Origin of the sequence: Nodularia sp. UHCC 0506 (assembly GCF_034931045.1) — a bacterium.
In the GTDB taxonomy this organism is placed as follows: Bacteria; Cyanobacteriota; Cyanobacteriia; order Cyanobacteriales; family Nostocaceae; genus Nodularia.
The window spans coordinates 340,232-351,125 of record NZ_JAYGHH010000001.1; the positions used below are offsets into that span (position 1 = coordinate 340,232).

7 protein-coding genes and 1 pseudogene are annotated in these 10,894 nt (G+C 38.9%); 2 read left to right on the forward strand and 6 right to left on the reverse strand.

The annotated features are described in order from the left end of the window. Positions 1 to 70: 70 nt before the first annotated feature. Together VB654_RS01515 and VB654_RS01520 are read right to left on the reverse strand one after the other, a co-directional pair. Positions 71 to 712 (reverse strand): hypothetical protein, encoded by a 642-nt coding sequence (locus VB654_RS01515; RefSeq protein WP_323211566.1) that lies wholly within the window; start codon positions 710 to 712, stop codon positions 71 to 73. Further along, positions 687 to 1,958, reverse strand: a complete 1,272-nt coding sequence (locus tag VB654_RS01520) for a sulfite exporter TauE/SafE family protein (RefSeq protein ID WP_323211567.1) — start codon at positions 1,956 to 1,958, stop codon at positions 687 to 689. The genes VB654_RS01515 and VB654_RS01520 overlap by 26 nt, the downstream gene beginning before the upstream one ends. A gap of 480 nt (positions 1,959 to 2,438) precedes the next feature. Here VB654_RS01520 and VB654_RS01525 point away from each other — a divergent pair. Then, positions 2,439 to 3,296 (forward strand): annotated as a pseudogene (locus VB654_RS01525) (glycoside hydrolase family 65 protein); the annotation flags it as partial. Between the two features lie 133 nt (positions 3,297 to 3,429). Here the strand turns inward: VB654_RS01525 and VB654_RS01530 are convergent. From VB654_RS01530 to VB654_RS01545, 4 genes are all read right to left on the reverse strand, one after another. After that, positions 3,430 to 4,560 carry a mechanosensitive ion channel family protein gene (locus VB654_RS01530; protein ID WP_323211568.1) on the reverse strand — a complete coding sequence of 377 codons (1,131 nt, stop codon included), beginning with the start codon at positions 4,558 to 4,560 and terminating at the stop codon, positions 3,430 to 3,432. Positions 4,561 to 4,565: 5 nt separating this feature from the next. Further along, positions 4,566 to 5,663 carry a mechanosensitive ion channel family protein gene (locus VB654_RS01535; RefSeq protein ID WP_323211570.1) on the reverse strand — a complete coding sequence of 366 codons (1,098 nt, stop codon included), beginning with the start codon at positions 5,661 to 5,663 and terminating at the stop codon, positions 4,566 to 4,568. Between the two features lie 1,165 nt (positions 5,664 to 6,828). Continuing rightward, complete coding sequence (locus VB654_RS01540; protein ID WP_323211572.1) at positions 6,829 to 7,563, reverse strand: DUF1995 family protein; 735 nt, start codon at positions 7,561 to 7,563, stop codon at positions 6,829 to 6,831. A 245-nt stretch (positions 7,564 to 7,808) separates the two neighbouring features. After that, positions 7,809 to 9,500: a hypothetical protein gene (locus tag VB654_RS01545; RefSeq protein ID WP_323211573.1), complete on the reverse strand. Its 1,692-nt coding sequence runs from the start codon at positions 9,498 to 9,500 to the stop codon at positions 7,809 to 7,811. Positions 9,501 to 10,205: 705 nt separating this feature from the next. Between VB654_RS01545 and VB654_RS01550 the strand changes: the two genes are divergently transcribed. After that, positions 10,206 to 10,894 (forward strand): ATP-grasp domain-containing protein (locus tag VB654_RS01550; RefSeq protein ID WP_323211574.1); only part of this gene is annotated, 689 nt, incomplete at its 3' end.

A 10,894-nucleotide genomic window follows, 5' to 3' on the forward strand; every position in this document is an offset into this window, starting at 1 on the left:
CTGAGTGTTGAGTGTTGAGTCTGACCGCATAGCACAACTCTTGTGGGGTGGGCATCTTGCCCGCCTTCCTCTATCGCCCTTTTTTCCCCCACAGGAAATAAAACATAATGCCTAAAGCTACAAGAATCGCCAGGGCTAACACCGTAATAGTAAACTCTGAGCGAATATTTATATCTTGAATCTGTGCATTACTATTATTGACATCTTGCACATTTTCCGGTTTTCTGGCGGTTCCTGCTGCCACCGTAACTTCAAACTTAAATTGAAACGGTTTAAAACTAGCCTCAATCGTCGGTTTACCAGTTAGCTGTAACTGATACCGTCCTGGCTTGGGGAAATTAATTTCTGCACCAGGAATACCTTGATAACGTTCAGCTGTCACAGGTTCTAAAGATGGCTCTATTAAGGCTGGTTCCCCAGGTATATGGGGTTCGGCATAAATCAATAATTCACAATCACACTGCGCCAAGGGAATCGTCTCACCACCTTTACGGGTAAGAGCAAACCAGGCTTGAGTAGGTTCTCCCGCACGAGGATTATCATTCGGTTCAATGTGGATAGTAGCACCAACATCTTCAGATATTTGCACCTGGTGGGCAGAAGTGGGATAAGTAATAATTATTGATATAACTAAGCAACCCCAAAATAATAAATAATAGATAATTCTGGGAATTTGATAAAACCTGCTACGACGATTTAGTTGGGGGTACATAAAACTTCTCTATCTTTAAATTTGACCAAAACCAAGGTGAACGCACCAATAACACACCCAAGGTGATAATTATTATCAACACTACCGCTAATTTATTTCTCCATGTTGATTGCAAGGAACCCAAATAATTAGAACCAATCAATACAGCATGAATGGCAGTTAAAAGTAAAGCTGGTACACTCAATAAATGGATTTGTCGCCAACGCCTACCCAAATATTTTTGCAGTGATTCAAAACTAGTGAAAGCTGCGGGGGTAATTAAGACTAATGCTACAGCACCCGCCGCCATGCCCCACTGAAAATCTGGCGGTAAAAAGAAGAAAGCCGCAAATTGCCATTGTAAAGAATGTGCGAAGTTATGGGTAGTATGAACCACCGCCAGTACAAAAGCACCTACTCCCAAACCTCGACGGTAACGCAAGGGTGCAGCCCACAAACGGCTAACGGGACGGGCAATTAGTGCCAAGATTAAGCAGACTAATGCAGCGTGTCCACTGTAATCTACCATTGTGTCACCAGTCCGCAGCAAAGTAAGTATGCCGATGGTGAGTGTCACCCAGCCGCCTAAACGAAATAACTGACTGCGCCTATCTTTATTTACTAAAGAGGTGGAAACACCCACACCTAGCATAGTGGGTAAGGTTCCTAGCCCAAAAGCCAACATAGTTGCTCCACCCAGCCATAAATTACCTGTTTCCGCCGCTTTAATTTGAGCAGCATATAAAAAACCACAAGGCATTAAACCCCAAGTCATGCCTAAAAGTATGGGTGTCCACCATCTAGTTTTGTAAGAAAGCCTTACCATCCCTGTACTTAGACGATCATGTAAACGTCCTTGTAGTAAGGGATGTAATACAGGTATTCTCGGCAGCAAGTCTGGTGTTACTTGCCCTAACCCAAACCAAATTAGCATTAAACCTGTAATAATTGCTATCCAGCGCCGGAAATCACTGCCTACACCCGCAAACTGACCACCTTGCAGTAAGACAGAACCCAGCGCCCCGATGCCAGCACCAACTAGTGCATAGCTCAACATTCGCCCCAGATTCAGTAATATATGAAATTTTAATTGCTGTTGCCACGAGTTCAGTGTTTTCTGGGGTGATGGTTGTTCATGGGAAGTTGTTGATGGAATTGTTTGCTGCTGAGAAAGGGAAAAAGCCACAGTTAGGGGGCCACACATTCCAAAGCAATGTCCAAAACTACCCAAGAACCCCAGGATGGTGATGAGTGACAAATCTAGCATTCTGATCAATTCCTGCGGCACATTTCTAGTGCGGAAATTTACCTTAACTTTATGGATTTGTCAAAAGACAAGTTGTCAAACTTAGGCGATCGCCAAGGGTAATTTTCAAGTATCCCTTTTTCTATTCTCTTGCTGCTGGTTCAAAATTACCTGAGTAATAAAGATGGTGTTATTACTAGTGATAATCGTAAGTAGTCAACCGTAAGTTTAACTAAAATTTTTCTTCATGGAAATTTATTAATTGGTATTCACCAGAACCACATATCATACATAAAAAATAAATAAAAATGTATCAGTTTTGTCATTTATAATGTTGTAACATGAGCTATAAATGGAACCGAACTTTAGAAGGATGAAATTTTAAAAAAATTTTGTTGGTGGGAAGATAAAGTTTTTCTATGACATTACTGGTGATCAGGATTTTTTAACATTTTTGATGAATGCAATTTTATCCTATTGGAAAATATAAATTTTTTGACCATGCTAGATGTATCTGTGGAAAATTCTCTAAAAAATCAGCCCGGTCTTAACGCTACCTGCTGGAAGGTTGTGGAAACGGAATTCAACGCCACCCAACTACATCAACAAGAAACGGCTTTTACTCTTGGGAATGGTTATTTAGGAACCCGTGGAACTTTAGAGGAAGGATATCCTCAGAATTCTCCAGCCACAATGATTTACAGTGTTTATGACGATGTGGCGATCGCTCATCCAGAACTGATGAATTGCCCCAACTGGTTGCCATTAGTAATAACAGTCGCAGGGGAACGCTTTAGTCTAGATAGTGGTGAAATTATCAAATATCAACGTCAGCTGGATATACGTTTAGGTTTAATCAGCCGTAATGTACGCTGGCGTAGTCCAGCAGGTTATACCCTAGACTTTCACTTTGAACGTTTTAGCAGTTTAGCAGACCAACATATTTCAGCAATCCGTTGTCACATCACATCTATAGATTTTGAAGGTGATATCACAGTTGAAGTTGGATTTGATCCTAAACCAGATACACAAGGCGTGCGACATTGGCGAACCTTAAACCAAGGTGGGATTGAGCGCATTATCTGGCTGCAAAGTCAAACTATTAACTCAGGTATTCAACTAGGAATGGCTGCAAAGTTAGTGATAGATGGTGATGATACCGCACCTATATGCGTAAAAAATACTGCTGATTCTGCCACATTGGTAACTACCTTTGAGTCCTTTCCAGGAAAAACAGTGGCAGTAGAAAAGATTGTAACTCTGTTTACCTCACAAGAAACAAACATTCCCATAGCAGCAGCGTTACAGAGGTTAGCCGATGAACCTAGATATACTACCCTACAAGTTGCTCATATTGCACCTGCAATGAATTTACAGCAGGCGCACAGATTAGTAATGTCAGCTTGTGCAGTCGATAGTACCAAGCATTTTTGAATTTAGAGAAAATCTTCAATACTTCCAATTATCTCTTTTAACAAATAACTAATAACTGTTAAAGTGTAACTGGGGAATCTACATAAATTGTTGGTTCTTGCATCGTAAACTCAATTCCAAAAGTCACTAATTTTTTAGAAATTTTCTCATTTGCTAACTCCAGTAGACGTTTACGTAATTGTAGAGAGTTATCACTAGAACCCAAAATAAAGAACGTCACTCTGGTGCGAGTTGTTTGCTTTGGCGAGTGATTATTTAAAAAAGTAATACTGGTGCTTCCTGGATCTATACCAAACAGTGAGTTAGTACTTTCGGCTACTACTTGCTCAACTAAAGCTTTTTCTTGATGTTCTAGGACATTAACAAAATCGAGGTAGAGTAAAACCATGACTTTTTTACCTCGTGTAATATTCTCAATTTCTAAGTTGGCTAATATCGAATTAGGAATAATAAACAAAGTACTCTTAGCCGCAGTCCGAATTTTACTAGAACGAATCCCAATTGATTCCACTCTGCCAAATAAACCTTCAGGAATTTGGGGAGATTTCTGTAAACGAATATATTCTCCAGGAATAAACGGCCTATCTAAATACAAGACAATCGTTCCTAACAATTGCTCTAATGTCTTTTGTGCCGCAAATGCGATCGCTAACCCCCCAATACCCAAACCAGTTAATAAACCAATTAAATTAAATTGTTGACTCTGAGCAAAAGCAATAATAGCAATAAATCCAATCATTACATTTGCTAGAGTCTCAAATACTAAAAGTAATTCGTCTACTTCTCGTCCTAATTTACCCACTAGTTCAATGCCATACACTCGAATAAATTGCCGAAATAAACGAGAACATAGCCAAGCCAGACTAACAATCACAGCTAAGTCTATAATGGGTGAAATTAATCTATATATAGATTGATATTCGATAATCCATGCTAAAGATAAAGAAGTGAGAATTAAAGTACCAGCTATTCTAAATAAGTTTCTAATAGGTTCGATTAAATTATTATAAATACTAGCTACCTGCTGCGGTGCAAAGCGTTTAATAATAATTCTCAGCAACGTAGGAGTATATCGCCCAGCTAGTACAGATAGCAGAATAAACAATAAAAATAAGCCAAATCGAGATAGGAATAATATTGTGCTATCGCGCTGAAAAAAGTCCAGGATAATCTGTGAAATGTTATTCATTATGTCTAAATGGTAATCGGTGAGTCAACATAAATTGTGGGTTCTTCTATCTCAAATGCAATCCCATATTCTTTTAAATATTGAGTCATGCTTTGAGTAGCTAAATCTAAAAGTTGACGGCGCAATTCCATTGAAACATCTCCAGAACCTAAAATAAAGAAAGAAACTTGGGCTTGGCTTTTATCTGGGTCTTGGAGATTGTTAATATTTTTAAAACTTACATCGGTGTTCCGCGAATCCAGTCCAAAAATACCATTTGTACTTTCTAAAATAACTTGCCGAATTAGCGCTCTTTCTTCGCTGCTGATAGCTCGATAGAAGGTCAAATAAAGTATGGACATAACTTTTTTTGCCCCAGTAAAGTTTTCAATATTTACTTGAGTTAAGGAACTATTAGGAACTATGACTACTGTTCCTTTACCAGAGGTACGAATGCGAGTGGATCTCAAGCCGATAGATTCAACTCTGCCAAAAGTACCGTCAGGTAGTCCGATGTAATCATCAATGACGAAGGGGCGGTCAAGATAAATCACAATACCACCCAAAACTTGCTCTAAAGTTTTTTGAGCAGCAAAGGCTACTGCTAAACCACCAATTCCTAAACTAGCTAGTAATCCTAAAAGATTAATTTGATGACTTTGGGCATAAACTAGAATAGCAATAAAAACAATGATGATATTAGCTATCCATTTAAAAAGAATGAGAAATTCACTGCTAATTTTCTGCCCAGTTTTAAAAGCAGCGTTTAATAGGTAAAAATCAAAGAAGTTTTTAAATGATTTAGAAGCTAATAAACTTGTGGTGATCGCTAATATTAAACTGATGATAATTTCTAAAGTTTTAGTCCAACTATTTGCCGGTAATAGTAATGAAATAAATTCAATGGTAAGAATTACAAGTACAGAAATTATTAAAATCTCATTAGGTTTAATTATTTTTTGATAAATATCTTTATTTTGCCAGAAAGTTAGTTGTTTCAAGAGTAATTTAACCCATAGGAAAGTTAACCGAAAAATTAAGAATATAAAAGCTCCCACGAATAGCCCTAGCAAGGCAATTGTGATTTCTTTAAACGTAGTAATTTCTGGTAATAAATCTAACATTTATCCCGTGAATGATGCAATTTTCTCTTTAGCTGAATTCCGCACAAGAATCGGCGCTGACCCTGCTTACAGATGCGCCTCTGGTGATTGATTAGTTTTGCTCTCAGAAACCTAGCACCGTCCTGCGGAAGTCAAAAATCTTATTATATAAGTTTTGTTACAATATTATAGGACTTACGCAAAATTATGAAAAAACATTCGCGTAGCGTGCGCGAAGCGCATACCACAAAGGACACGTAAAGCCTTCGGCATAGCTTCGCTTACCGCGTAGCGTCTCCCCTTGGGAGAAGTAAAGAGGGTTTCAGAGAGTTCTTGCATAAGTCCTGTATTAGTCATTCATTTGAATGCTGAGAAAACGCTATCCACAAGTAAATACTGGCTAGATAGGCTACTGATAGGATGCAAATATTTAATATACAGTCAAAGTCTTTCATGTTGCTGAACTCAAGGTAAAAATGTGCGAGAAGTTAGAAAATTTTAGTGTATGTACCTTGCTGCCAACATCCAAATTCTCGGATGCTGGGAAATACATTTAAGTACGTTAATTAGGTCACTTAATAGATGAAACTGCAAATTTAGGGCAGATTAGATATGGCTAATCCCCAGCAGTTTTTGTTACAAAATGAATGTACAAACAAATACACTTTTAGACCTCACCCCAATTCTTTTGAGGTAGGTGGCTAAATAGTTAGGATGAATTGAACTAGCCTCATATTTGACTAGCTGTTCGCCATAACTTTATTTTTGCTGCTAGCCCCACACTGCTGTCCAGACCAGCAGCAATAACCAGCTAGCCAACATTAGTTAGCCTCTGAGCTTATTATTATGTACGCTATCGTTATCTTTGCTATTTATTATAAATCTAAATTAGACCAAAGCCAAAAAAATAATTAAAAAATTTAATTTTTAGAGAAGTTGTGCAGCAGATGGGATTAATGTAATCGGAATCGCAAGCTGACAAACTAGCAACAAATACTCATCAAAACTAGGGAGACTGGTGACAGTTTCGTTGAATTGAATAATTCTGAAGGTAACATTGCACCCAAACCCAAGCTGATTAGACAGGAGAATTTTGGCAAAAATACGGCAAAAATGGCTTGAAACCACAGAAACACAAATATTTAGTCTTTGTGTTCATCTGTGGTTAATTTTTCTGGTCTTGAGATTAGCTACTTAACGCCTTGAAAAAGCGTTGTAAACTCTTAAACACACTAGGCTTTTTCGCAGGTGCAGCATCTGTGCCTGTTTGTGGTTGTCGTTGCATAGCGATTACATCCAACTCATCACCCGTTGGTCTTTTCGATAATTCAGCAACTTTTTGATACTCACCATTGTTTTCTACCCATACTTCCCATAATCCGGGATAGCAACGAAATACAGCCGTGGTATCATCTACAGGGCGCAGGTAGTAACAAGATTCCAGAGTGCTAATGAAACGTTGGCGGGTTTGTCTGGCTGTGTAACCAATACCCACAACCCCCGAATCTTCTAGGCGAGGATTTAACATTACAAAAGGGCGATCGCCTATATTTTCACATAGTTTTTCCACTTGGGGAACCTCTACAGCAGTGGGGGCGATAAATAAGAAAATCTCATCCTCTGGCTGAATCTTCGACTGTAAAGAAGCCACCCTACCTGTACCGATATCCAATATATTAAATGGTGTACCTGCCCAATCACGTTTAGCTAGGGCTGCACCACCAGCATCAGGAAAGAAAATTTTCAGGCGGGAATCATATTCTGCAAACAAAGATAAAAATTGTTCCGCTACGGGCATCAGTTTAAGTTCTGGGAACAAAAAATCAACTTGTAGGCGAGTGTAGCCATCTGCAAGGGCTGCTTGGGTAGCGATGCGAGATTGCGCGATCGCTTCTTCAAGACTTTTAGGAAGTTCCGGCATAGTTTATATTTGAATCTAGCTTCTACTTCCATTGTTTCAGTATTTTTGGCAACGGCAACACAGAAAAGTGGAAAGCACGACAGACCGAAAATCCTCCCGTAGTAGACTCATATCCTGTAACTTCATGACAACAATTGCCAAAAATTTGTATAAGTTAAGTGGTTTTATGCCTAACGGCACGCTACGCGAACAGCAAGCCCTATGTAAAGATCCGGCGTTTGACTCATGATCGAGTTTTGCAATCACTAACCTTGCGGTATATGGGTATAGATTCCTTGACCTTGGGTATCGTAAATAAAGACTGGCAAATTACCATTATCACCAATTACCTCTAAAGCTTCTTGTAAGATATACCAGTGATTTGTCGTCTTGAGATCGGCTTCAGATAATGTGGTTTGTAGCAGCTTTTCATACTGAGGAGTGAGGGATACAGCAATTCCGGTGTTATTAATGGTGAAAGTGCAAATCCGAATTTCTCTAGAACAGGTTTTTTCTAAGTCATTACGAATTTTTTGGAGATTATTCAGGGTTTGGACTTTTGCTTGTGCTGCCTGGAGGGAGGCTGAGTAAGCTGGAATCAAACTTTGAGCTTGATTGTAGTCAAGACTATCTTGAGATATTTGTTGAATATTTCGTAAAGCTTGCTCCCAGTATGTAACTGCTAGTTGCCATTGATTGTTTTGTTCATAGGTTTTGGCTTGATTAGCTGTGCTGATAGCTTGTTGATAACTTCTAGCTGCTATTTGTTTGATGGTGGCGCGATCGCGTGTCCTAGCCAATTGCGGTTTATACTCTAATAACAGTTCTTGGGCTTCTGGGTAGGCTGGACTAGTAGAGGGAATAATATTTAAAGCATTAATAACTATTTGCCAAGTAGACTGTGCCTGTTGCCAATCATTCAAAGTTTTGGCGCTGGCTTCGCGTTTAGCGGCTACATTTGCTACAGCTTTGGCATCATTGAGTTTTTTTAACCATTGGTTTTGGGTTAATAATTGCTGATTTATAGCTTGCAAATTCACCCGAAACTTTGATAATTTTGGTTGTACTAGGCCATAGAGTTCGCTATTGGGAGATATAGCCTCCAAGGGTGCGATCGCTTGTCGCCATGAATACTGTATATCTTGTAATTCTTCTAGATTATTGGCAGTTGTTTGAGATTTCTTCTCTGCCACATCGGCCGCCTGTAAAGCTGTCAATACTTGGTTAATTTTCTCTGACTGCATAGACAAACTAGCTTTTAACTCTTGAGCCTGTTGATAGCGCGATGACCAACGAGGGATAACTGACAAGCCGTTGCTGGCTGTGATTAATTGCTGGTCTATTGCTACTAATTGATTTGCCGAATTAGCACGACGTATCAGTTGTCTAGATTTTAAGTTTAATTGTTGGGCAGTTTGAATTTCTTGGCACTCAGACATCACACAAGGACGACTTAGCAAGTAAAAGCTACTACTAAACACAGAAATTCCTACCAAAGTTATCCCTAAGAGTAGAGATTTAACAGGGCGTTGTGACTGGGTATTCCACAAATCCGGTGTACTTACCAAAGAATCAAACAATTCTTCTTGGTAACTAGTAGTAGATGGAGTGTAGGTTATAGAAGATGAGGGAGATATTGATCCTTTCATATCCTCCTTTTGCTTCATAATGAAAGAACATTTAGCATAAGGAAGTTTTTCCCCAAATATGCGGATAAAGCATTGCACCTGCTGTTTCTTGTAGTTTGGTGACAACTGGAGTGCTTCTGATAGGACGACAAAGATATGTTGAGTGTCAACAGTCACACCATTTGGATGTTGCGTTAAAATCATTAACTCGTCTTTGTTGACAGCACATTTAATTTGGAAGACTTCGCCAGAGGGAATTTCTGCAAGAACTTGTTCTTGCAATATTCTGGCTAATAGTTGTAAGTCTTCCTGCTGAACTGCTACTTTCATAAAGCGTTACTGCTGGTTTTATATATTGTTTTATTTATCTGGGCAAGGGTGCAATCAAACATTTGCGTTGATAGAATGCAGATGAACCGTGTAATTAACCACGATCAAGAGAATCAATTGATCTTCTCACCATTAGATGGAAATACAGTATACCTACGGTGTTTGATAGAACAACTTTTTAACACAAATTCAGATTTTTTACCAAAATGTTAAATCTGACTGATGATTCAGATGAACAATACCATTCAGCAGAAGTCAAAAGAAGTAAAGTCGCGTTAGCATCCAGGGTAAGAGAAGTTAGTTAGTAGCGGAGGTGACGATTGTTAACATTTTTACATCTAAATTTGCAGACAATGATCTCCCTTGGGGCTAAAGTCCTCTCAGCCTTTGGTGAAAGTTGCATTTCCCATAGTTCTGAGGGCAGAAAAAAGATATATTGCCCAACTTTTTTGACATTAATGCTGGTTTTGTTATATGCTGGCAAATTCACGGTAAATATTAATGACTTTTAGGAAGTACTGGAGTCATATTTTTATCTCCAAAACTAATTTGCATCGGTGACGGAATCCGATAGAATTAATACATAATAAATAAATTATTTATCATAGACGAAAAAAGTAAATATACGTAAATATAGTGCTATAAAAAGTCAAAAACAGCACCAAACAAATGCCTTTAAAAGTGTAAATAATAGGGTGCAGGTAAATGGATTTATTGGAGTACCAAGTTAAAGAATGGTTTGGAAAGATAGGCATTCCCGTATTGCCTTCCCAACGAATTGACCATCCCACAGATTTGAAACGTTTAAAAATTCGCTATCCAATTGTACTGAAGTCTCAGGTGTATGCTGGCGAAAGAGCAAAGGCTGGTGGAGTCAGGTTTGTTGAAACCACAATTGATGCGATCGCCGCCGCACAAACAGTTTTTAATCTGCCGATTTGGGGCGAATTACCAGAGGTTTTACTGGCAGAATCCAAGTATATTAGTCAACAAGAATTTTATTTAGCCGTAGTTTTAGATACAGATGTCTGTCGTCCAGTGCTTTTAGGTTGCACAGAAGCCGATGTTGATTGGGAATCCGCAGGAGAGAAAATGTATCACGTTGTTGTGGAACAAGAATTTTCTCCTTTTTATGCTCGACAACTAGCGTTAAAAATGGGATTGCAAGGTAAATTAATGCAGTCTGTCAGCTCGGTGGTTGAGAAGATGTACCAGCTATTTGTGCAGAAAGATTTGGATTTAGTGGAAATTAATCCCCTAGCCGTGAGTGCATCAGGTCAAGTTATGGCTCTCAACGGTAAAGTCAGTATCAACGAACGCGCCATTGGTCGTCATCCAGACTTAGCCGAGATCGCCGTAAAAATAGCTAACCGTCATACTAGAAGTTCCATCAA

What these genes read in the sequence shown, in the direction of transcription:
- VB654_RS01540 (WP_323211572.1), bottom strand. Translation starts at nt 7,563, where the DNA reads ATGCCGGAACTTCCTAAAAGTCTTGAAGAAGCGATCGCGCAATCTCGC.
- VB654_RS01520 (WP_323211567.1), bottom strand. Translation starts at nt 1,958, where the DNA reads ATGCTAGATTTGTCACTCATCACCATCCTGGGGTTCTTGGGTAGTTTT.
- VB654_RS01535 (WP_323211570.1), bottom strand. Translation starts at nt 5,663, where the DNA reads ATGTTAGATTTATTACCAGAAATTACTACGTTTAAAGAAATCACAATT.
- VB654_RS01515 (WP_323211566.1), bottom strand. Translation starts at nt 712, where the DNA reads ATGTACCCCCAACTAAATCGTCGTAGCAGGTTTTATCAAATTCCCAGA.
- VB654_RS01530 (WP_323211568.1), bottom strand. Translation starts at nt 4,560, where the DNA reads ATGAATAACATTTCACAGATTATCCTGGACTTTTTTCAGCGCGATAGC.
- VB654_RS01545 (WP_323211573.1), bottom strand. Translation starts at nt 9,500, where the DNA reads ATGAAAGTAGCAGTTCAGCAGGAAGACTTACAACTATTAGCCAGAATA.